The sequence below is a fragment of the Shewanella halifaxensis HAW-EB4 genome, assembly GCF_000019185.1.
GTDB classification, from domain to species: Bacteria; Pseudomonadota; Gammaproteobacteria; order Enterobacterales; family Shewanellaceae; genus Shewanella; species Shewanella halifaxensis.
On sequence record NC_010334.1, the window covers coordinates 612,432 to 635,486 of the forward strand.

At 39.7% G+C, this 23,055-nt stretch carries 19 protein-coding genes and 1 pseudogene; 9 read left to right on the forward strand and 11 right to left on the reverse strand.

Annotated features, from left to right (window positions below; translation table 11 throughout):
• The first annotated feature begins 23 nt into the window (after positions 1-23).
• Positions 24-482 (forward strand): GNAT family N-acetyltransferase, encoded by a 459-nt coding sequence (locus tag SHAL_RS02580; protein ID WP_012275636.1) that lies wholly within the window; start codon positions 24-26, stop codon positions 480-482.
• A gap of 77 nt (positions 483-559) precedes the next feature.
• Here the strand turns inward: SHAL_RS02580 and SHAL_RS02585 are convergent, their stop codons facing one another.
• On the reverse strand, positions 560-805 hold the full coding sequence (locus tag SHAL_RS02585; protein ID WP_049763866.1) for a hypothetical protein: 246 nt from the start codon (positions 803-805) through the stop codon (positions 560-562).
• 167 nt (positions 806-972) lie between these two features.
• On the opposite strand from SHAL_RS02585, the pseudogene SHAL_RS23370 reads away from it, so the two are divergent.
• The 4 genes and pseudogenes from SHAL_RS23370 to gmtX all read left to right on the forward strand — a co-directional run.
• Positions 973-1,077: pseudogene (locus SHAL_RS23370) on the forward strand (radical SAM protein); the annotation flags it as partial.
• A 129-nt stretch (positions 1,078-1,206) separates the two neighbouring features.
• Positions 1,207-2,616 carry a gamma-mobile-trio recombinase GmtY gene (gmtY, locus tag SHAL_RS02590; RefSeq protein WP_012275639.1) on the forward strand — a complete coding sequence of 470 codons (1,410 nt, stop codon included), beginning with the start codon at positions 1,207-1,209 and terminating at the stop codon, positions 2,614-2,616.
• Positions 2,609-6,127: a gamma-mobile-trio integrase GmtZ gene (gene gmtZ / locus SHAL_RS02595; protein WP_012275640.1), complete on the forward strand. Its 3,519-nt coding sequence runs from the start codon at positions 2,609-2,611 to the stop codon at positions 6,125-6,127. Before gmtY ends, gmtZ begins: the two co-directional genes overlap by 8 nt.
• Positions 6,124-6,762 (forward strand): gamma-mobile-trio protein GmtX, encoded by a 639-nt coding sequence (gmtX, locus tag SHAL_RS02600; RefSeq protein WP_012275641.1) that lies wholly within the window; start codon positions 6,124-6,126, stop codon positions 6,760-6,762. The genes gmtZ and gmtX overlap by 4 nt, the downstream gene beginning before the upstream one ends.
• 356 nt (positions 6,763-7,118) lie before the next feature.
• On the opposite strand, the gene SHAL_RS02605 is transcribed toward gmtX, so the two are convergent.
• From SHAL_RS02605 to SHAL_RS02620, 4 genes are all read right to left on the reverse strand, one after another.
• A complete protein-coding gene (locus SHAL_RS02605) occupies positions 7,119-7,526 on the reverse strand; it encodes a hypothetical protein (RefSeq protein WP_012275642.1) in 408 nt (135 codons plus the stop codon).
• 262 nt (positions 7,527-7,788) lie between these two features.
• Entirely contained in the window at positions 7,789-8,820 is a 1,032-nt protein-coding gene (locus tag SHAL_RS02610) for a reverse transcriptase domain-containing protein (protein WP_041415801.1), read from the reverse strand.
• Between the two features lie 151 nt (positions 8,821-8,971).
• Complete coding sequence (locus tag SHAL_RS02615) at positions 8,972-9,316, reverse strand: hypothetical protein (RefSeq protein WP_041415803.1); 345 nt, start codon at positions 9,314-9,316, stop codon at positions 8,972-8,974.
• Positions 9,317-10,189: a phosphoribosyltransferase-like protein gene (locus SHAL_RS02620; protein WP_012275644.1), complete on the reverse strand. Its 873-nt coding sequence runs from the start codon at positions 10,187-10,189 to the stop codon at positions 9,317-9,319.
• Between the two features lie 179 nt (positions 10,190-10,368).
• Between SHAL_RS02620 and SHAL_RS02625 the strand changes: the two genes are divergently transcribed.
• Entirely contained in the window at positions 10,369-11,625 is a 1,257-nt protein-coding gene (locus tag SHAL_RS02625) for a phosphoribosyltransferase-like protein (RefSeq protein WP_150102049.1), read from the forward strand.
• Between the two features lie 148 nt (positions 11,626-11,773).
• Positions 11,774-12,916, forward strand: a complete 1,143-nt coding sequence (locus tag SHAL_RS02630; protein WP_012275646.1) for a reverse transcriptase family protein — start codon at positions 11,774-11,776, stop codon at positions 12,914-12,916.
• 95 nt (positions 12,917-13,011) lie between these two features.
• On the opposite strand, the gene SHAL_RS02635 is transcribed toward SHAL_RS02630, so the two are convergent.
• Both SHAL_RS02635 and SHAL_RS02640 read right to left on the reverse strand, forming a co-directional pair.
• The gene (locus SHAL_RS02635; RefSeq protein ID WP_041416222.1) at positions 13,012-13,671 is read right to left on the reverse strand and encodes a competence protein CoiA; all 660 of its coding nucleotides are present in this window, start codon (positions 13,669-13,671) and stop codon (positions 13,012-13,014) included.
• Between the two features lie 605 nt (positions 13,672-14,276).
• On the reverse strand, positions 14,277-14,483 hold the full coding sequence (locus tag SHAL_RS02640) for a helix-turn-helix domain-containing protein (RefSeq protein ID WP_012275648.1): 207 nt from the start codon (positions 14,481-14,483) through the stop codon (positions 14,277-14,279).
• Between the two features lie 132 nt (positions 14,484-14,615).
• On the opposite strand from SHAL_RS02640, the gene SHAL_RS02645 reads away from it, so the two are divergent.
• Together SHAL_RS02645 and SHAL_RS02650 are read left to right on the forward strand one after the other, a co-directional pair.
• Entirely contained in the window at positions 14,616-15,155 is a 540-nt protein-coding gene (locus SHAL_RS02645; RefSeq protein ID WP_012275649.1) for a VspR family transcription factor, read from the forward strand.
• Between the two features lie 4 nt (positions 15,156-15,159).
• Entirely contained in the window at positions 15,160-16,569 is a 1,410-nt protein-coding gene (locus tag SHAL_RS02650) for a DEAD/DEAH box helicase (protein ID WP_012275650.1), read from the forward strand.
• A 101-nt stretch (positions 16,570-16,670) separates the two neighbouring features.
• Here SHAL_RS02650 and SHAL_RS02655 read toward each other — a convergent pair whose 3' ends face one another.
• From SHAL_RS02655 to SHAL_RS02670, 4 genes are read right to left on the reverse strand one after another with little or no spacing between them, the layout of a single operon-like run.
• Positions 16,671-19,802: an AAA family ATPase gene (locus tag SHAL_RS02655; RefSeq protein WP_012275651.1), complete on the reverse strand. Its 3,132-nt coding sequence runs from the start codon at positions 19,800-19,802 to the stop codon at positions 16,671-16,673.
• Positions 19,792-20,331 (reverse strand): ABC-three component system middle component 1, encoded by a 540-nt coding sequence (locus SHAL_RS02660; protein WP_012275652.1) that lies wholly within the window; start codon positions 20,329-20,331, stop codon positions 19,792-19,794. Before SHAL_RS02660 ends, SHAL_RS02655 begins: the two co-directional genes overlap by 11 nt.
• The gene (locus SHAL_RS02665; RefSeq protein WP_223296232.1) at positions 20,315-21,643 is read right to left on the reverse strand and encodes an ABC-three component system protein; all 1,329 of its coding nucleotides are present in this window, start codon (positions 21,641-21,643) and stop codon (positions 20,315-20,317) included. Before SHAL_RS02665 ends, SHAL_RS02660 begins: the two co-directional genes overlap by 17 nt.
• On the reverse strand, positions 21,636-22,691 hold the full coding sequence (locus tag SHAL_RS02670; RefSeq protein ID WP_012275654.1) for a ComEC/Rec2 family competence protein: 1,056 nt from the start codon (positions 22,689-22,691) through the stop codon (positions 21,636-21,638). The genes SHAL_RS02665 and SHAL_RS02670 overlap by 8 nt, the downstream gene beginning before the upstream one ends.
• Positions 22,692-23,055: the final 364 nt, after the last annotated feature.

Here is a 23,055-nt window from a genome sequence, read left to right on the forward strand (position 1 = left end):
TGCGTTGTTTTGGAGAGCTTCCTATGCTCTGGAAATCTTTATCTTTTTCTGAACTATCACTAAATGAACTGTACGATCTGCTTAAGCTTAGGGTGGACGTATTTGTGGTTGAACAAAACTGTGCCTATCCAGAGCTAGACGATAAAGACCGCCATAGTCAAACTCAGCATCTACTTGGGCTCAATGAGCAGGGAGTGATCCAAGCTTATGCGAGGGTTTTAGCCCCTGGGGTGAGCTATCCTGATGCCAGTGTCGGCCGCGTAATCGTTGCAGAGTCTGCCCGAGGTGGCGGGGTCGCTCACGTATTAATGCAAAAAGCGATAGCTATCTCTACTAAGAAATGGCCTGAGCACAATATTCAGCTAGGCGGTCAAGAACACCTAAAAGGCTTTTATCAGCAGTTAGGTTTTGAACCTGTTTCAGAGATGTATCTTGAGGATGGTATCCCTCATATTGATATGCTGTTAACCTTAAACAACTAGCATTGAATAATCGATATGAAAAAGCGCACTCAAGTGCGCTTTTTTGCGTTATGACCAATCACAAATAGGTTAACTGGTTAGGCTCGTAACTTTACATCGGGTGAGTAGTCGACATCACCATTTTTGCTGATCACTGCAAGGGTTTTATTTTGCATAATAAATGCCAGTGGACCGCTAGTTAAGTGGCGGACAAACAGTAATCGGAAGCCAAACTTATGTAGATCATACAGAGCAATCTTCTGCTCCGCACTCATGGCATCCCAATGAGTGTCATGATCGAGTGTAGCCCCTCGCTTCTCTTTAGAATGTAATGCAACTAGCATGTTCATCTCTCTATAAGTATCGTAGTGGGACCGATAAGGTTTAAGTATACAACCGCCAGCTAATATGACTAGTTTTTATCCGACAAATAATGAGACAATATTTATTTTTGTGAAGAAAGGTGTTCAACTTTTCTCGTGCGTATCACAAGTGTATTAAGGAGTGAGTTGTGCTCAACTATATCGAACCGGTATTTCGTCCACCATCGGAGTGGAAATCACTTATTTTGCAGGTGACCAATGGTTGCAGTTGGAATCAATGCAGCTTTTGCGAGTATAACCCCTAACTTCTTTATACTATTTATATCCTTTTTAAACGATTATCTTGATTTTGATCAAGGTTAATACCTTGCTTGTTTTAGTATGCCCCCCTAAAGTGTAATTAATATTATATAGGGGCTCTTATGTTTCACCCTTTAGTCATCAGAACAACCATACATATTGAAGAAAAAAATGAAATAAGACTGCCTGTTATTTACACGCAAAATGGGGTTTTAAAATCATATCTAGATTATTCAATCTATAAACGAAATAAGAGCATGTCTTGGATTGATGCGAGTGCTCGAGCAGTTTGCTTACTTGTCGAATTTGTAGAATTCAATAGCACGTATTTCAAATATCCTGCAGACCTTTTCTCAGCCTTTTCAGACAAACTATTCTCAGGAACAATCAATCAAAATGGTGAAGATCCAACGGGACTCCGATGGAGAAAGCGAAGTATACAAAATGGCAATAAAATCATTTCGTATGTGACTCAATACTCTGATTGGCTTTGCGACCATAAAGAACTTAACAACAAAGACAACCTTAATCCTTGGCGTGAAGCTACAAGCCATGAAGAACGATTAAATTGGGCAGCATATTCACATAAACATAAAAATGCTTTTCTAGCGCACACATGGTCAAAAAAAACAGCGCAAGATAGAAACAAATCATCTAGAAATGTTAGATACCAGCAAGATCATAGGGCCAATGATAATAACTCTGCTTTGAACAGATTCCCTGATGAGTATATTGACGACTTAATTCATAAAGGGTTTGTAAAGCCTGGTGTTTTGGCTACCGCCCCTGCTTATACCCGCCTTGAATTAAGGGACATACTCATCACTATGTTACTTCACTTTGGCGGGTTAAGAAGATCGGAGCCTTTTCATTTATGGCTCGAGGATATAGAACTACATCCTGAAAATTCAAATGAAGCTTTAGTATTGGTATACGAACCTGAAATCGGACAGTCTCCCGTGTCGTATACCAATGGGCGCATTGAGGTTCGTGAAGAAACACTAGCTAAAAACTTCCAACTCTTGCCCCGAAACAAATATGAAAAAAGTAAAAAGGTTTATGCAGGTTGGAAGAATAATAAATTATCCCCATCAAAAAAAAATTATATGGTTGTGAATTGGTTTGAACCATCAGCTGGCGAACAGTTTTTATTTTATTGGCGTTTGTATTTATCTAAACAAAGGGTTAGTCCACATAAAAATCGCAAGCATCCATATGCATTTACTAATCAATTTGGTGACCCTTACTCGATAGATGCTTTTGAACGAAAATACAAAAAAGCAATTGAACGGGTTGGGCTTGTTTTTGAGAAAGATTTAGGGACAACGCCACATGGCCACCGATATGCTTATATAAATCGTCTAGAAAAAGCTGGTGTAGGTAACCTGTTCGTAGCCAACGCAGTACATCACAAATCGATAAAGTCTCAAGACTCTTATAAATCGCTATCGCCAAAAGAGATACGCTCCGAGTTCAAATGCTTAGAAAGCAAAACTAAAAGAATATTAGAGTTAAGGAGTGCTTATGAGTAAATACACCACGATTGAAGAGGCTTCAAAAGCCGCCATCAAGCTCGGTATTAAAAGGCGATCTGAGTACATGAAACGCTATAAGGAAGACCCTAGGCTGCCTAGTAGCCCTGGTGAATTCTACAGCGATGACTGGCAGGCATTTGGCACATGGTATGGTTTTTTAGGTAACGACATTCCTGATTATTACCCCACGATTGGAGCTGCTTCAACAGCCGCCATCAAGCTCGGTATTAAAAGGCAACCTGAGTACATGAAACGCTATAAGGAAGACCCTAGGCTGCCTAGTAGCCCTAGTAAATTCTACAGCGATGACTGGCAGGCGTTTGGCACATGGTATGGTTTTTTAGGTAACGAAATTCCTGATTATTACCCCACGATTGAAGCAGCTTCAACAGCCGCCATCAAGCTCGGTATTAAATCGCAACCTGATTACGCCGAACGCTATAAGGAAGCCCCTAGGCTGCCTAGCAACCCTGGTGAATTCTACAGCGATGACTGGCAGGCGTTTGGCAAATGGTATGGTTTTTTAGGTAGCGACATTCCTGATTCTTATCCCACGATTGAAGCTGCTTCAAAAGCGGCCATCAAGCTCGGTATTAAATCGCAATCTGAGTACATGAAACGCTATAAGGAAGACCCTAGACTGCATAGTTGCCCTAATAGATTGTATAGAGATGACTGGCAGGCGTTTGGCAGATGGTATGGTTTTTTAGGTAACGACATTCCTAATTATTACCCTACGATTGAAGCTGCTTCAAAAGCGGCCATCAAGCTCGGTATTAAATCGCGAGCTGATTACATTAAACGCTATAAGGAAGACCCTAGGCTGCCTAGTGGCCCTCTTGTATTGTACAGTGATGACTGGCAGGCGTTTGGTAAATGGTATGGTTTTTTAGGTAACGACATTCCTGATTATTACCCAACGATAGAAGCAGCTTCAAAAGCGGTCATCAAGCTCGGTATTAAAACGCAACCTGAGTACATGAAACGCTATAAGGAAGACCCTAGGCTGCATAGTAGCCCTGATAGATTTTACAGCGATGACTGGCAGGCGTTTGGCACATGGTATGGTTTTTGGGGTCAACAAAAACCTTATACTCGTGCGGATATAAGTCAAAAATTTAATAGATGGGCTGATTTATTTGACTCCTTTATCGAACTATCCCAGCGTGGCATAGTAACGAAAAAAAGAGTTTGTATCGGCTTTATCTGCAGATTCATCATGGAAAACAATTACCCATCAAAACCAGAGGAATTCCTGCTTAAAACAACAAAGATTAATAAAAATCAGTACGAGGAGTTCCTCAAGTTTTTTGGCGAACAAGAGAAGTCTAAATTCCACGTAATTGTTCTTGAATTCCTTCAATATTGCCTTTCTCAATTATGCACCTTAGAAGACGAAGATGAAGTAATAATTCATCCTGATTTTCGTAACCCATTAAGTAAATTTCAAAGTCCTTTGCTGGAGATTAAACCCAGTCGATTATCCGAATCAGATAAACCTCTTTTAGCTTATACTTATGTGGTTAAAGCAAGAGAGTGGGTTTTACCACCAGAATCGAAAAATCTACGTGATTTAAATCATTTACACGATTTGATGGAAAACGATTGGTTTGACGTAGACCCTTCGCTAATTGATAAAAGTGATCCAGATTGTGTCTATAGATATGTAGAAAAAGATCGCCGCAAAGGAAAACATACAGGCGCGTTAATTGGGGCGTATAACGAAACAGTCTGTCAAGTGTGGTCACCAGCTCGTTTTTTTGCCTTATATACGTTATTGAGTGTCCCAGCTCGAGGGCAACAGATACTTTGGTGCGATAGCGGAGAAGCAGATAAAAAAGTTCCCGAATTTGTGAATGGTAAAGTCGAGTGGGTAGCGAATACGGGTTTATTAGCTGGGAGGGCAAAGAAACAAGGTTTCATAAAAGAATATTCAGAAACTGAGCAGGGCTTACATTTTACCACTAACAAAACATCGTATCACGAGGGGGGCTACGACATCCCTTGGGTACCTGAAAATTTTGACTATTGGATGATTAAACTTAGAAATTGGCAATCAAAATATAATGCCATTACTGAGCCTACAAAATGGACGGACCTTACGTTGAGGGTACCCATTGGAAATAGGATTCTAGAGCAACGAGGTGCTAATTGTTTTTTATTTAGAGTGGGCAATAGTTGTCAACCTCACCAGCAGCCCATTTTTTCAAAGTTACTTGCGTATGTTTTGCATCAAATAGAAAGCAAGGATAATCCCTTAACAAATAAAGTTAGTAGTACAGGGAATGTGGGTTCGTACAAATCAGATTATACACCTCACGCAATGCGCGTAAGCTTAATTACAGCATTTGTTGTTGATGCAAAAGTGCCTATCCATATTGTTCAAAAATTGGTTGGTCATGCAAGATTAGTTATGACGATTTATTACACTAAGGTAGGTCATGCTGAAATACGTGATGAACTCAATGCAGCAAATAAACGAGCTTTAGCCGCTGCACCACTAAGAGTTCAGCAACAAATTAGAAATAAACAATTTGAAGCAATAAGAGACTCATTGGTTCCGAATGATCTATTAGCCTTTAAGAATTTAAATAACGATTATCCAGCTTCAGCATTTTCTTTCACTGATATAGGTATATGCCCTATGGGTGGGGGAAAGTGTGAACAGGGTGGCGAGGTTGAAAATAGTGAAGTCAAAAATAAAAAATATTTACCAGTAGCCTCAGGCCACCTTGGTGAAAAGAACTGTATTCGTTGCCGTTTTTTTATCACAAGCCCTGCTTTTTTGGGGGGGTTAACCGCAGTGTTTAACGAGATTTCATTAAAGCAGTTTTATATTAAGCAAAAAGAACAGAATCTAATTATTCATATTGAGTCATTAGAGGATGAACGTTATGACGCTGAAAAAAAGGAAAAGGTGTTCACTAAATCAATGGAGTTAGATAAAGCGGCATCAAATCTTGAACTGATAGCTAAAGAAACCAGTATGTATGCGACTGATACAGTGCATATTGCACGGCTTATTATGCAGTGTAGCAACCTATTGAACCAGTCCATTGAAGCGGAGGAAGATACCGGAACTATGTTAGTTGCAAATACGGAATCGTCCTCTATTGACTGGAGCATTGATGAAACTAATAGCGAGTTTCATCAGTTAAGCACTGTGTGTGAGAATGCAGCTATTTTTACACTAAGTGATGCATCATTGGCCAATGCTAGGCGTTCTCAATTAATTGACAAAATGGCGCACCAAAACGGCATTCAGCCATGGTTGTGCATGCTTTCCCCTGAGCAGCAGCTAGAAGTTGGGAACCAAATGAGTGAGCTTTTAAAGAGTCGTTTGAAGTCATGGGAAAATGTTGAAAAACTGATGAGGGCAGAGATCCTTTTAAGTGATTTTAATGATGATAATCAGCTCATGCCGCTTCATGATGAAGTGAAGAAGATCTTACTCCAAAGCCAAGCGAATCAACTGAACATTAACAAGCCTTTATTGGAGGCAGTATGAGTCATGAACCTCATGAACTTTGTGAAGCACTTAAGCAAATTTCTACACCCAAAACAGCAAGTTCAATAGAGCTAATTCATCAGATATGCACTGAGCAGTCTGAACGTGGGTCCTGTGATTTTACAATAGCGACGATTGGACGTTTAAGTGAAGCTGTTAATGGCCCGAAGACACAGGCCATCAGAAATAAAACAGGTGAAAAATACCGAGCACTTATTCAATCATGGGCAGAATATAAAAAGCCCTTAAAAGTTATCACAAGCAAAGTAAAAGAACAAAATGCATGGGTTGATGATATTGACGATGCCCGTATCAAATGGCTCGTAATGGATTTAATAGCACAAAATAGTAAGTTAACTGGGCAACTTCAATTAGCAAAAGAGCTATCAAATATTAATATTGATCTAAGACCAGTAGCTAATAACAATGCAATGGAAAGTTCATCTCATCTATCTTTAACTAAGTCGAATCTACTCCCAACTGAAGTAGAAGCTATATCATACTCTATTGACCCTGATAGATTTGAAAAAAATGGCTGGATAGCAGATAAGCGTGGAAGAGTTAAAGATCGTAATGGTAATACAATATTCAAAGCGGGTTATGTCGATGCTATTGAAAAAATATTATCTTTATAAGGCATTGATCTGTAAGTGCCAAATTCTCACAACTGATTTAGTCCATGAAATTATTTATTTTCTTGGCATAAGTTAATCCAGTATTGTGGCCAACAAAACTGGCCACCACTTTTGGGTTTATCTAGCTGATTTCGGGACAAAAATGAGCTAGAAGACCTGCTCTAGCTCGGCAAGTTTAAATTAAGATATGTAAGGAAAATAAGGTACCTACCCAATTGCCTCCGCAGGATAGGTTAGTTGTTAGATAATGCTGTACCGCTTTGTACGAAATTCCTTTTCGAGTATGAGTGCGGCATGTCAGCATATACCACTATAACCCTACGCATTACTTTATATAAAATGCTAAATACGAACACCTAATCATGATTGATGTGATTAGACAATTGCTTCCGCAGTTCAGATACAGATACTCTAAATTCTTGAGACCAGTTTTCGGATGAAACTCCATCTTTTTCCCTCTGGGCCAGTTTAAAAGCCACCTCTAATGCATGGTTCAACTTCTCAGGAGCTACGCCATTTCTATACAAAATATGAACCTTCAAAGATCCATTTCTTATATTATGTGTCCATTTTGAAAGTTCACTCTCATTTTGAGGATTTGATGCTAAGATATCGAGTAATTCACTTGAGGCCTTATGTCTCTCAATTAAACGCCATTTCTTATACTCTCTTTTATCAGTAAGATAGTTTGTACAAAAAACAGTAAAAACTTGCCCTACAATGCCTCCACCGAGAACTGCCACACCAATAACGCCCCAATCCATTGATTCCACCCCATATTAATTATTCCAACATAATAATTTATAATTGTACAAATAATAGCTATTAGCAAAAATTATATACCTAGCATGTGTTCAATAGCATTGCGAGACTTAACAAGTCTACTTCTGAACTCCATTAAAAATGGGGGGCCCCCTGTGTCAGGATAGTGAGCAACCGCTGACACACTCTTGAACAGGCTTGAGTTTTGGTTGGAGGTTCTAAAAAATAAACCTAAAGATTAGCTCATGTAATGAAAAGCTGTACCTATTTGATTAGCAGTTTATTTTTTAACTTAAGCAACATGCATAGTGAGTCTTTTACATAAGCATTACCAGGTTCTACAGAGAGTATATATTGTCCTTTTCCTATTACTTCATCAATATGAAGTGGATTAAGCATCCCCATATTACCATTCAACTGTTCAATACCATTCTTGAGCATATAGTGAGCCTGCTTTCGATATTCTCTACGCATTTTTTTTGGAACACGAACTCCATACTCACTAACAACTAGTCCCGTAATTAGTTTTCGTTTATGACCTCGAACAACACCAGATTTATTTTGATTTACAACGAAGCCCTCAGACTCAATTTCATCTTTAACTAAGGAGAAAAATTCATCCGAAATAGCGTGTCCTGAGAAGCACAAATCATCTGCGTATCTGGTATAAACCAACTCATGCTTCTTTGATATGCTTTGTAGTCTTTTATCAAGCTCAACAAGTACCAGATTACTTATTACTGGGCTTGAAGGTGCTCCCTGAGGGAGCCTATCCCGAAGTGTGCATAATTTAGCAAGTTGATGGCTTACTTTTTCTGTATATCCGCACTCTGTAAATATAGACTTTACTGTGCTTAACTTTATATACTCAAAGAAATCAACTAAGTCTATTTTTAGTAATTCCTTTGCTCCAATATGCCGTTTAGCGTTCTCTATGTGAGAGCTTCCTTGAACATACGCTAAAGCATTGCTACTAATTGGTTTAATCTCCAATATATGATTTTTTATCCATCGCTGAACATATGCTAATTTGGGATACGGGGACTCTATGGTACGAATGCCGCCAGATCTCTTTTTCAAAGGGAACTGACGATAAAAAAGATTACTAACTCCAGTCATGCGGCTAACCAAAGATAGCTCTATTCCTAACAGCTTAGATAAGTGCTCTATTTCGAAAATGACAGGTACGGAGTTGCATTCAAGATTTATAGCATACTCTGTAAGTAAGGCTGCTTGTCTAGAAGATAATTTGTGTTCAATGAAGAACTGAAACCAACGCGACTCTTGAAATACCAAAAAACTTCCTTATAAAATTTGGTGGCTACCCAACGCCACGAACCGGAGCTTGTAATAGAATTGATGAGGTTAAAAAGGACCTCAACAAGATAGGCGATTCACCTATACTAACTAACGCTGGATAGCCACCCAGTATGATAGCTATATATCGTTAGTCGTCAACGACTAGCGTTGAATCTAAAAGAAATAATTTGGGAAAGTACAAACTGTCAGGGCTGAGAGCATTTTTTCTGTAAGCATCTAGCGCTCTATTGTCTAGCTTTAGATTTCTATAGCGAATTTTTAAATATAGCTCTTTGAGCTGATACCTAGTAATGCCTTGCTTCAAACAAAACGTTTTACCATCAAAGTTAACAAGACCTATATCCTCAAGATATTTAACTGCTTGTAATGCTTGTGTATATGTTAAGCGAAAGCGGCAATGAAGCTCATAAAGTGTACTTGATTTTCCAGTTCTAATCAGGCGAATAGCCAAATATATGTGAATATTAATCATCTAGTAAAGCCTGTTGAAGATAGTTACTCGATGCTTCTTTGAAACATTCTTAGGCCACCAAAAAATAGGGAAAACATTATTGGAGCAATTTGAACGGAATAGCTGGTACAGAGATTCCGATTCTTTATAACCAAGTTTAAAATCCTGAAGCTGTAATTTCTTCCAATTTTTCCCAAGTTTGTTCTCCATACCCAAAACCGTAGATTTCAGAATTTCAGGGTTACTATTTTTATAATCAGATATACCTTTCTGAAGTTGAAGCGGACAAAATATTTCTATACTCAATTTTTGAGTAGCGTGCTTAACTCCAAATTTCATACCTACATATGAAAAAACATAAATTTTGACATGTAATATATCCCTATTTCGCATCTCTTGGCGAAACTCATTGACCTTTTTAACTATTGTCTTTCCGCTACCGATGAAGTCATCAAATATTACAACGTTTTTAATATTATGGTTTTTAAATTTGTCAAAAGACTCGGCAAGAGAAGGTACTAAATTTTTTTCTTTCCAGTGCTGATCTATTTGAGAGAGTGCCTCCTTGAAGTTGTATAAACCAGCCGTTGAGCCATCAGACTCCTTTCCGTCTGAAGTCGCTACTAACAAAGTGTCTTCATGTGTAAATCCCTTTGTTTGGATGACCTCAACAAGATAATCTACAGCATCAAGTCTATCCCTCTGCTCATGATGGATAAACCTCTCAAATAGTATCATGAGCGCCTGACGTTCTTCCGGTGATTTGTACTCTTCCAAAAGTCCGTGAAGTCCCTTTTCATAGCGCGGGTCATTCAGCCAAGAGATTTGAGCTTGTAAATCTCCTACTTCATAAAAGTCTGACTCAATTGAATTTCTAGGGGTGTATATAGTCATTACAGCCTAATTATAAAAACTCCAATATATTAAAGAGATAATATGCAATTCACTACTTAAAATAAAGGGGGACCGATTTTATTAAAAAGGTCATGCTTTCGCCACATTTACCTCCCTCCTAATAAACAGAACACCATGATATAGTGCACTTCAAACCACTACTACTTATCTATCTCAGTGTGAAACAATTAACCCTAAATCAAATCGAAAGCAGCGATGAAATAAAAAAGTGGCTAGGTCAACTTCCAGTAGACAAGCAACCCATTGCAACACAGCTACTTACTAGACTTCGTTTTGTCTCCAGAGATGGCTACGCACAATGGTTCAATAGCGCATTAAACTCTCTCAGTATGACAGGCAATTACGCCATGTATTCAGTAAGGAAGTTGCCCAAAAACACACCACTTTGGGACAGAAGTGGAGCGATACAACTCAGACCCGGCACCTCGCAAGGAAGTGAAGATTTAGTCTACTCTCTCATTTCAAATGCTTCACGCCGAACCCAAAATGCTCTAGATCATCCAAGTATTGCTGACTTAAAACAAAATAGAATTAAAAACATTCTATTAATTGATGACTCAATAGGCAGTGGTGACCGAGTGGCTAGTTTCATCAACGCCATGCTACAACATGATTCCTTTCTCAGTTGGTGGTCTCTAGGGTTAATGCACATAACCGTACTATCTTATGCTCGACCAGCTGGCGCACAAGCCAAAATTATTGATCAAGTAAAAGGGTCAGATCACGGCAAAAGAGTTTATCCAAAATCAGAGAAAATCACCTTTAACAGTCACTTTGTATTTAATCAAGAAGAACTATCTAAACGGTGGGGCGACAACTATCAGTCCATACTTGATTTATGTTATTCAATTAAACTAATCCCCAAATGGGCCCTAAGAGGTTATGGTCGCGTGATGGGTAATATTATCTTTGAACACAGTGTGCCTAACAACATCCCTGGCTTATTATGGTTTCAAGACCGTCAAAACAGATGGAATGCCCTACTCCCTGAAAGAGCACTACCTGATTGGTTTATTTTACTCATTAACAGTAATGCTTGCATTGTTTCTAACTCCTCAAGAGGTGTTTCAGAGCAAATGCAAGCTCTGCTCACGTTAATAAAAAAAGGGGTGAAAAACACAACAATAATAGCCCACAGACTCAACTGTGAGCACAAATTGATACTGGCATATTTTGATATGGCTGAAAAATCAGGCTTTATTAATCAAAACCATCGACTCACAAAAGTGGGTTATGAATTAGTGTTTAAGTTTACGAGAAACAAAAAACTCGAAAAACGAAACAGAAAACTGTATATTCCGACGTCTTGGTGTGCTGATTCAACCTCCAATCAGCCGCAAACTCTTCTACAAAAAGCGTCAAATGACTCGTCAAATGACCAAGAAGAATTTGCAGATTCTATCTGGGATTTTTAAATTCTGATAGATGGGGAAATCGGAGAGGTTTCTCTGGAAAAAACTGTCGCAATGGCGGCTTCGCCGCCCTAGTATGTCATCTCTCAGTATCCATCGAAGACTCGGTAGAGAGACGACATACTAGGCCCTTGGGCAAAAGGTAAAGTGAATGGAAAGTTGGTCAGCACACCATTTAAATAAAAAAGCATTAGAAACATTAAGTAACGACGAAGTAAAAGACTTAACTTTTTACGCTAGGAACTTAATCAGTAAAAATACTCCTGTAATCTTCACGCTCAAACACCTCTCTGAAATTATGGAGAAGAGATACACATTTTTACGTAGTACCGTCGAAAGGAAACGAGAGCACAGCAATTACAAAATGTTCTCGATTAGTAAACGTTCGGGTGGCCGCAGATTCATACACGCAGTATCAAACCAACTACAGCCCGTTCAACAATGGATAAACACCGAAATTTTACAAAAACAAAAGCCACACAATGCCTCCTTTGCTTTTCATGCTAATGGGGGCATAAAAAAGTGTGCTGCTATGCATTGTGGTGCAAGGTGGATCCTAAAATTCGATATCTCTAATTTCTTTTATTGCATCAATGAAACTGATGTTTACCAATTTTTTGTATCCCTAGGTTACAGGCCATTGTTAGCTTTTGAACTGGCAAGAATATGCACGACTTTACGCCTACCAATACAACATCAAAAATACATCCGAAGTCGAAACTCATCACGCTTGGAATATAAGTTCTATTACCAACCCGAAGGATGCCGAGGCGTGTTACCTCAAGGAGCGCCAACTAGCCCAATGCTCTCTAACTTAATTGCAACCAAGCTTGATGAACAACTAACACAATACGCTCTTGAAAATGGTTTTACTTACACTCGTTATGCAGATGATTTAGCCTTTTCTGCTATTGATCTTCCCGAGAAAAAAAGCATTGGTAAAATTCAATTTGAAATTACAGGCATAATGAAAGCGCAAGGGTTCAAAGAAAACGAAAAAAAAACTTCCGTAGCAGGTCCTGGCTCTAAAAAGATGATACTAGGATTACTTGTTGATGGTGAACAGCCTCGCCTATCTAAACAAATGTATAAAAAGCTCGACAGATATTTATATGCCATCGAAAAGTTTGGGCTGGACAGCGTTGCAACACATGAAAAATTCGATTCTACCTTTGGTTTTTACAATCATTTATGCGGCTACATCTCATTCGTAAAAAGCGTGGATGCTCCCAGAGGGGAAGAGTTTGAAAAAAGAATGAATAACATTACTCCACCATGGACCTCGCATCCTTAGGCTAATTAAGCAGCTAAAACGTAAGCGGTTAGTTACCCACCGAATGGTAAGTCCCTAGAACAGTAGACACTTCCATCGTCCATTCACCGCAGTGTTTAGTTTGAAGCCGGTCCCCCACAATCGCTAAAATCTGTTGTATCTTTAATAATGAGGCTTGCAAAATCACTCTTATCAACAATACCTACTAACCCTTTCTTTGTTTTCAAATCAAACCGAAGAACTCTCCAGAATCCTTTAGGTCCAAAATCAATAAATATAGGCTTTCTCGAATACCAGCGTTTAAAGAGCGTGCTTCTCCCAAACCAATGAAAATTAGCAATACCTTCAGCATCTGGACGACTTCGCATATTACTGAAGTTGTACATATCAAATTCATTTTTGCATCCATCTACAACCCATATCATCTTTTTATAAAATAACTCTCTTGAGATAAGTTCATCAGAGTTGATCGTGGAATGTTGAAACTCGATTACCAAACCATTAGGAGTTTTTATGTCTGCGACATGAATTTCTCCCGTATAGGGATCTTTTTCTGCTACTTCTTGCCAATCATCAGGAAATAAATCTTTCCATGAACGGTGCCATTCAGTTTCGTTTTCCCACCACTGGTCGCAGTTTTTGCGTGACCTATGTGCCCAGTGCCATAACATGTACTCACCACACTTTGAGATTAACTCAGATTTGCATACAGGGCAGATTCCCCTGGCTTTTGGTGCGGGTGTAACACGCTCTCCGTTTATCAAAGCAAATTTCATGAAACTTTCCTGATAGGTTTGAGTTTGAATGACCATCCTTTATCTAGACACTATGTAGCCATAGAAAAATTCAGTCAATGGGACAGTACAAACAAGCTGCCAATAAACTTTGGGACATAAGCGAGTTGAACAAAGGCAAAGCAGGTAAGAGATAGCAATGAAAGTATAACCTTCAAACAAACCACTCATCCTCAGCTTAATATGCTCACCACTGAGTGTTGTCAAAATTGATAAGTACCCACACTGTCATTGTGATATATGACATGGGCGCGCGATTTGCTTTCAAGTGGCCAAACATGCTTTTGTACTCCACCTTGAAAGATAGATGAGCAAAATAAGATAATTCCCATCATCCTTAAATTGAACTATTGCTATACTTTTTACACCATTGACAAGGATCGTTAAGGGACAAGCATGGAGCAATCAGTTCTAAGACTCATTTTGGCTGTTGTAGCGGTTTTATGTATTGTTGGCTCAGTGATGAACTATATATTATCAGGTGACTGAGCATTCGCGCTTGCCAAGTGCTTCTCAATCGGATGTGTTATTCATAGAATAAACGCCATCCAAGCATTATAGATGGTTGGGTCATTCAGCTATATAACTTAAGGGAGTAACTCCCTTACATCACACTCCAAAACTTCTGCTAATTGGTATGCCTTTTCGAGGGTGATATTGACTTCACCGCGCTCAATTCGTCCTGCATAGCTTCGATCAATCTCTGCTAATAACGCCAATTTATCCTGAGAAATGCCGAGTGCCTTGCGCTTATCACGCAATTTTGTACCAAATTGGATCGCTAAGTCTTTCATTTTTAATCTCGTTAAAGAGAAAGACTATCCAAAGTTGCGGCTTATAAAGCCACGGATTATAATCCGTATTAATAATGTGAAGTTATCCTAGCCATGTGAGTTAGAGATAAAGAGCCTCTTTGCGAGAAAGTAATGTCAAAACCATCCATCAAAATTAATGCCCAACTAAATGCAATTCTCCAGGATGAGAACTTTGACGACTTCAATGTGACGCAATTGCGTGATGCATACCTAGCAATGTCTTCAACGGTTGAAGAGCCCATTGAGGCTCGCAAATATGTCTATAGGCAAATTCTTAGGCTGCTTAAGAAAGGCTTACTGCTAAAGAAAGGAACCAAAAGCTCAAAAAGAGTTGTGTACCAAAAGGCAGATCTATTCTTTAAAACTAACTTCGTCGTCCAAAGTACAACTGAGGATAAAGTGAATCGACCCAAAGCAGTTACTGTCGGCATAAACACTACAGTCGAACAGCTTGAAAAGCGCCTTAAAGAATCTGAAGTTGATTTACTCACTAGCATTGGCGAGTCAGAAGAATATATGCGGTTGTATCAATCCTTTCCAGAGATGAAAGCGCACCTTGAATCCCAGTATTTACAAGCTCGCGAAAACAGCTCAAAACTACTTGGTCAAATCAAAGCGATTAAATCTGTTCTCGCTCATCAACGAAAGTAACCTAATGCATCTAAGACAATGGCAATCAGAGTGCGTCAATCACGCTCTAGAGCACTTTAGTGCCAAACAGAAACACTTCCTTTGTTTGGCTACTCCAGGCGCTGGTAAGACGATTATGGCTTCAGAAGTCGCTTTTCATTTACTTGAGCAAGACCTTATCGATTTTGTGCTTTGCTTTTCACCTTCGATAAATATATCGCAGGGTATTAAGCAAACTTTCTCGACACGGCTGGAATGTCGTTTCGATGGTGTCATAGGTGCCGTTGGTTGCTCTTATACGTATCAAAGCATGCTGTCTTTCAAAGCGGATTTCTGGCAACTGTTAAAACAAAATCGGGTACTCGTGATATTTGATGAGATCCACCATTGCTCAGGCAGTTCTCTTGAAGATGCCAACGCCTGGGGGGAAGAGATCCTACTGAATATTCAAAGCCAAGCCGAATACACTTTAGCGTTAACGGGCACTCCGTGGCGCTCAGATCAAGCACCGATAGCTTTATCTCGTTATACAGACCCAGACAATCAAATACAGTGTGATTATATCTACGGTTTAAGGGAAGCCGTTGCAGACGGTGTATGCCGAAGCCCAAAGATTGTATTAATCGATAATGAAAGAATTTCGGTAACTGACGAAGAAAATGAAACTAAGACGTTTAATTGCCTAGACGCTCTATTCAAAGGTTCATTGGTTTCTTACCAATCGATCATCAAAAATGATGTAGCCATTCGGCATGCCTTAACGCTGGCGACTAGCAAGCTCGACGACATTAGACTGCATAACCCTAATGCTGCTGGACTTGTCGTTGCATCATCGATAGAGCATGCTACATACATTCTGAATATGCTCAGAAATGAATATGGGGAAACTGCCGAAATAGTTACCTATAAAGAAGAGCTGCCTTCACTTAAAATCAATGAGTTTAGGAACAGTACAACAAACTGGATTGTCAGTGTTGGCATGATAAGCGAAGGTACTGACATCCCGCGTTTGCAGGTGTGTTGCCACCTAAGCAGAGTTAAAACCGAACTCTATTTTAGGCAAGTACTCGGTAGAATTTTACGGACAAATAAAAGCAAAAACCAAGAAGCTTGGCTATACACTTTTGCAGCACCAAAGCTTGTTGAGTTTGCAAATCGCATCGCTGAAGAGATTCCAGATGTGCCAATTATATTCAGGGAATCTGAAACGGTTACGGTCTCCGTTAAGCAGGGGGAAAGCAAAATAGTAAGAACTAGTTTTCTATCTCAAAATGAACATAAAGTTAGGTTTAGTACACCACACATAAATCAATCACACTTCCCCATTTTAGCACCACCTAACAATCAAAATCTCACTTGGGTAAACTCGCCATCTTTTGAGATTTTAGGTGGTTTTAGAGAAAAGGTGGTATCCACTTTCAACTCACCTTTTTGATGCAGAAACCTTATTTATGGTGCCACCATTTTTAATGGCAGCTTGAGTTATATGTTAAGCCTGCCAGAGTTTTACCTTTGACACGGAGAAAACTAGCCCGCCTAATTGAGGAACGGTTCGACTGGCACAACTACGCCAAACTTTTCCAATTTTAAGAATTTTGACCCCAAAACCTCCGCAGGAATTTTGCGCTGAAGTAAACCAAAGAAGTTCTCATCATGCGTTGAAATAATGACTTGTTTATCAAACTGGAGACTGATACTGCGCAAGAGGTCAATAGTCGAGAGTATGTTAATAGAATCCATTGATTGGATTGGATCGTCAATCAGAATAACATCAATAGGTTTATCTTCATCATCTCTCGCATGAAGTGCACTTGCTAAAAATACACTCAAACTAAGAATATTTATTTGAGCAGTACTGAAAAAGAGGATCGGTGATATCAGTTCTCCATCCCCATCACTAACCACGATATTTAAGCTAGGCTCACCTGAATCAAAGTCAGGTTTGAACTCCACTTTTTTAAAGGCTGGGTGTGGATCTATTTTCCTGTAAATTGAATTAATAAGATCTTCATAGAAGAAATTATTAATGAGTGTTTTTAGGTACCCCACGACTACTTCTTTTTCCGCAGCTAAAGTCTCATAGACCTGACTACGTTGTTCTAGCTGACGCTCTACGTCTGTCAACTCTTCCTGTAGAGAGATACGTCTAATGTAAGGCTTGAACGAAGCCAATAGCTCCGAGAGCAACTTAATTTTGCTCGACAATATATTAAGCTCTTCAGAACGACGCTGGCGTTCTTCAATCGCCCCTGTTATGAACTCTTTGACTTTTTCCAGTGTATCTTCAGAGCGAACCAAAATAATATGGGATAAGCTCCCATAAAAAGCGTTAACTGCCGATTGAGAATGGGCAAGCCTTAATTCTAAAGCCTCCTTCTGCTGTTTCAACTGAGGGAAATTTATCCATGTGCCGCCCACCTGCATTTCCTGTTGCAAAGCATTGCACTGGCTAGTTAAAGATTCAACTTCAACTTTATATTTGAGGACTTCCGTATCAAGCTCTTTTCTCTTAATTTCGCAATGTTTTTGAAGGCTAGAAGCAACGATAGCATTTTCATTAAGGTATGCCTGCACTGTCACATAGGCATGCTCACTACCTTTTCTCTCCACCTCAGAAATTAATGATTGCAATTCGAGGTCTTTAGCTTTGAACGACTTAGTGAACAACGTAATTTGAGTTGTGGCAGAGGTCTTTTGTTCAAGTAGATTTGACCGTTTTATTAAAAGTTCTTTCAACTCAGCTTCAACACGTGAAACTAGCTCAACATGTGAAAGTCCCCAAACTGATTTTTCCAGCTCTACGACTCTGTTCTCTATGCTCTTGTACTCAGCTTCTAAAGTAGATTTATCTCGCTCCGTTTGAGTAAGTCTCGCACCAACTTCATTAACTTTATTATGCAGGCCGTTGAGCTGCTTAACTTGTGCTTCGATCGCCTGTTGAACAATAGATTGGATTATATCTCTGAGTTCTTTCTGACGTTTCGAGGAAAGAGAAAGTTTTTTAGTATTCTCCTGACTTAAATCAGACAACAGATTTCGGTTCTTAATCTTATCTTGCAGAGCCTCTACGGATGCGTGAGGGGAGGTACACAAAGGACAAATATTGGAAGGTTGTACACTAAGGTAATCTAGACCTATGGAAAGCAACCGTTCGTGCAATTCCATCTGTTCAGTTAAGGCCTTTTTAGTGGTATGCAAGGCCGTAATGTTCACCTCGATCAAATCAAGATCAGCATAACATCTCGTCAATTGATCGATTTTTCCTTGTTCGAAAAGTAAAGCATCCACCTTACCGGTTAATAATAAATCTGGTGTGATTTTTAGTGTGGATATCTCACTCAGCTCCCGATTCAATACGTTAAATTGGACCTTCTCTTTCTGGATAGCAATTTCTTTCTCCGCGATTTGCAGTCCTAGAGCAGCGAAATGAGCACGGCGGTTTGAAATCTCGGTATAAACTGGACTAGCGTTGTCGATAGAAGTTCTTAGGAGTAAAGTCCTATTATCAACAGCTTTAAGCTCAGTGTTCAATTCACTTAATGTCTGATTAAGTGCTTCAAGTTGTGTGGAGGTTTTGGATCGTTCTTCTGTCAGTGCTTTTTTCTGCGTGGATAATTCGAGAAGACGTGACTCAATTTGTAAAAAAGTATCTGTGCTCTCAGCTATTACAATTAGACTATTTAGGCGCGCATGTGCTTGTTTTTGCGCTGTCACATATTTCTCGTGCGAGTCTAGTAATGCTTGATATTTGTCTGCGTCGGTAATCCCTTTCGATAGCCTAGTCAGATCAGGAGAATGTTCTGCCAGATCGCGGACATGGATCTCTATTTCTGGTATTTTTTCCAACCTATTTACAAGCGCTTCTGTTGTTTCAGTATTTGCTTGGAACGATGTGTTTAGTTCATGCTGTCGAGATACAAGATGTGCATTAAGCAGGTGTTCGTTTTGAGACGAAAACTTTTCATCCGGTAATATAATATTCTCACCCACCGCATTGAGTTCTGCAGCAACTGAATTGAAATGCTCGAATACTGAAAGATCAATTGGTTGTTTTATCTCCTTGATAAGCAATTCATGCTGGTTGTTCAGATTATTCAGTTCAGTCTCATTATCGCTGATGAGAACAGACAACTCTTGCCGAGCTATCTCGATATCACCACCGAAACTCGTCATGAACTTGGTATAACGCTCTTTTGGCTTTGCTTCCCGAAGAAATCTATCAATCTCATCTTGGCTTAAAATTACACGTCGGAAAAACTCATTTTCTCGTTGGCTTTTAACTCCAAAACGCAAGTCTCGACTGTTCGATCTCGTTTTCGGCAGCTTACGCTCAAAAAGTCCTGCTCGAGTAGTGGATACCACGACCTTTGTGACCACTTTGTCATCAACATATTTATTACGAAGAATTTTTTGTCCTACATTTTTGTCCTTAGTGATCTTGGCTGCATCTACAAAGTTAGAACGATTATATTCCCCACCAAGTCTTTCCAAATGATTAGTAACCGCCCATTCAACTGCATCGTAAAATGAGCTTTTACCGAAACCATTAGGAGCATATATTGCGACAAAGTTCGAAGGTATATCCCCTTGATTCGTAAAATCAAAAGTTCCGTCCGACTTTGACTTGTAGGCACGAAATGCCTCGATTTCAACTTTTTTAATTTTCATTATTGTTCAAGAGCTCAATTATGTTGTCGATCACCAAGGCGCGCTTATTTTTGGACTCTTTTTTTGAATCTAAAGGTGTACCACGAATGTACTCTTCTATAGACAGCAAAGCCTCTCTTGACTCGTTGACTTGGGGATAAAGTGCTAAATCTGAGCCCAATAGCTGTTTCTGTAGTTCAATAGCCATCTGGTCAATACAAGGTATTTCTGGGAGCCCATCAAGTATGATCTTACGAGCTGCATACTTGTTATTTTCTATTTGATATTTTTCCCAAATTGGAACACTTTCAACTGTAATCAAGGCCAAGTACACATTCCATGATGCCAAGTTGCCTGAGGGCTGGTAGTAAACAGAGACCATGCTCTGGATTTCAGACCAACTTTCGACAACCTCTGCAGACGTTTCACATACACACGCTATGCAGGAAATAAAGGAAAGAGGGTCATCAGAACAAAACATATGAAATCTAATGTTTTCATAATGATCAGATAAGAAGCTCAGATCGACTTCTTTAGTTAATAATTTCATTAAGCTTATCCTTAAACAACTGCAATTGCGCGCGACCTGAAGGCAAGCCTTGATATTCATCCTCGCTATCAATCACACAATTCTTTCGAAGCCCTTCCAAATGAGTAAGTTTGAAGCTCGTATAGATGGCGCTTTCAACTGTATCAATAGCTAATGGGCCTTCATTTGGCACTACAGCAATATTACTTATCACATTTTTAAGCGTAAAATTCGGTGGTAAAAGCTGTGCAGCGGCTTCTGGTGACGCAACGATGAGCGTGCCATTTTTATCTAAATATTTGCGCGCAGTTTTAAGCAGCTCTTCTAGGCGACGAAGCCAATTAGAACCGTCACTGGTATATAACAGCCGTCGCTTTCGCTCTATATTTTTTATGTAATTAGCATCCGCAGCTCCAACATTATCCATCAAAGCACAGATCACTAAAAACTCTAGGTAAGCCACCCATAATTCTTGATTTTTGAGTTCGTCAGGTCGCTTGGAATCAACTAGCAGTTGTAAATCATATTGCTCCATGACCTCATAAGGCGCGGGAATTCCGCCCCTTATTAGCGAATCGGCAAAGCCCTCTAACGCCACTTTTAGCTGGTGAACGTTATTTGGGTCAATAACATTGAACGCGAATATCATCTCCCGCATTCTAGAAAAGCACTCCAAATGAGCAGGAATCATCTGCGCACTTGTACATGCAGTTATGATTTCCTCAAATCTAGCTAAACTGTGGCACTGTACTCGGCCGTATTGCTGCTCTTCGCCGGTGCCGTCCATCTGGAATTCAACGCCGATAAGAAATGGACTTCCAGCTTGGATGTGGTAAACGCCTCCACCAGACATGCCCTGGATCGTCGATTTAGCTGGAACGCCGTTAATTGTGAGAATGACAAGTTTGTTGACCACACTTGTCTTATGTCCATCATACTGCTTTATTTGATCTGCACTTCCTCTTTCAGTTGCTGGATATCCAACTAATATAATGGCGGCAAGATGAGGTAATCTAGAAGCAGCAAAACATCTTTGTAACACTCTAGCCTGATATTCAACTTTTAAAATTGCGCAATCATAAGTAGGATCCTCCGCATCGTGGGGGGCGGGGTCAATGAGCACAGCTAAAACTTTGAGTTTCTCACTTTTATAATCTAAGACATTAATATCATCTAAATCAAGGACGGCAATATCACCTTTCTTCTTACGAATTACATGGGCTGCGGTTAGTACGTAGGAGTAATCCAATGTCATAGCATTGACGAGTACACCACTACCTCCATTAACCATAACAGTGTATGACTGCATGATTTCAGCATCTGTATTATTCAAATCTGATCTCATCATCGAGCACCTCTAGACGAGAGGAATAGCTCTCTATTTCATGAGCCAAAAGCAAGGGCGTTATTACATCCCTATAATTAAATAGCACGTTGCCACTAGTTGATTTCATTATCCTAGCAATTGTCCTCTTATTAGGAAGCCCATGCTTAGAACCATTAGTTGAAATGACGTAACGTGACGAATCCAGCAGTGAAAGAAACTCATTGCTTGTATTGTTCTGACTGCCATGGTGTGAGACTTTTACGAGATCCAGCTTAAGCTTATTCGTGTCGCTGTAACCAAATGCTCTTAGATTTTCTGCAACGACCTGGTCGTGCGCGTCCCCAAGAAAAAGCATTTTCTTGCCGTCTGCTTCAAGGATAAATGCAACAGAACTTCCATTGTAAATAGACGGATCGGGTTTAAACTTGTCTTCTGCCCAGATCTCGCTTAAAGAAAGGTGGTAATCATTGTCATGCGATGAGGTCGCACCTGATTCGACTTCAGTTGGCCATTTGTGCAAAAGCCGCTCCAGCTGCCTTGGCTCCGGTGACAATATTTTCAAAGTGAACGGACCGACTTCATAAGATTGGCCAGCCATAATAAGAGGCGCTCGCTCACATCCGATATCATCGAGTAATGTCTCGAGCTCTTTCCCCTGACTCACGCTTGTTTCAGGAGAATCGTCAGTCAATAGAATATTATTTTCCGAAATCTCAGGAACATTAAAATGACGTGTTATTAACCGAGACGAATTGAACCAGATTGATTTAACTAATTGACCGAGGTAGCCAGGCTTTTCGAAAGCTTTGATAAGGCCATGGATATGGTCGTCATCAATATGGGTTAGGATCGCCAGATCGACGTGCTGCCCCCTCTTTTTCAGATCATCAAGAGCATTGCATAAGGCTCCCGCATAGCGCTGCCTAGGCCCATGTCTGAAAGTCGTCGATGTCCCACCATCTATCAGTAGGTTGAAAACACTCGAAGGCCCTTCATGGCTAACCAGTATGCAATCTCCATGATTTGCTTTAAGGACGCGCACGACTATGCTCAACTGGATCTCCTTTTCTCTGTTTTTCGTGTCATTTCCGCCTCTTCTAGCGTAATAATATTATCAACTAATATGGTTTTGATTTTATATTAAACCACTAAAATATCTATCAAAATATAGTATGCAATCCGAATCACCACATTCTGAAGCATTACTAAAATTTAGTCTGCTCTGTAGCTCACAAAGTGCTTTCCTAATGTAGTTGTAACAACGAATGGGGCATAAATGATTTACGCCCTTGGCATGTTTCTGGACATTTCAGAGTTAAAGAGTAACGGTATTGTCACTTGTTTAGATAAGCATCTGACTATGCTAAACATAGATATTAACTATGAAATAGTGGCCATTTTACTAAGCCATAACAAAT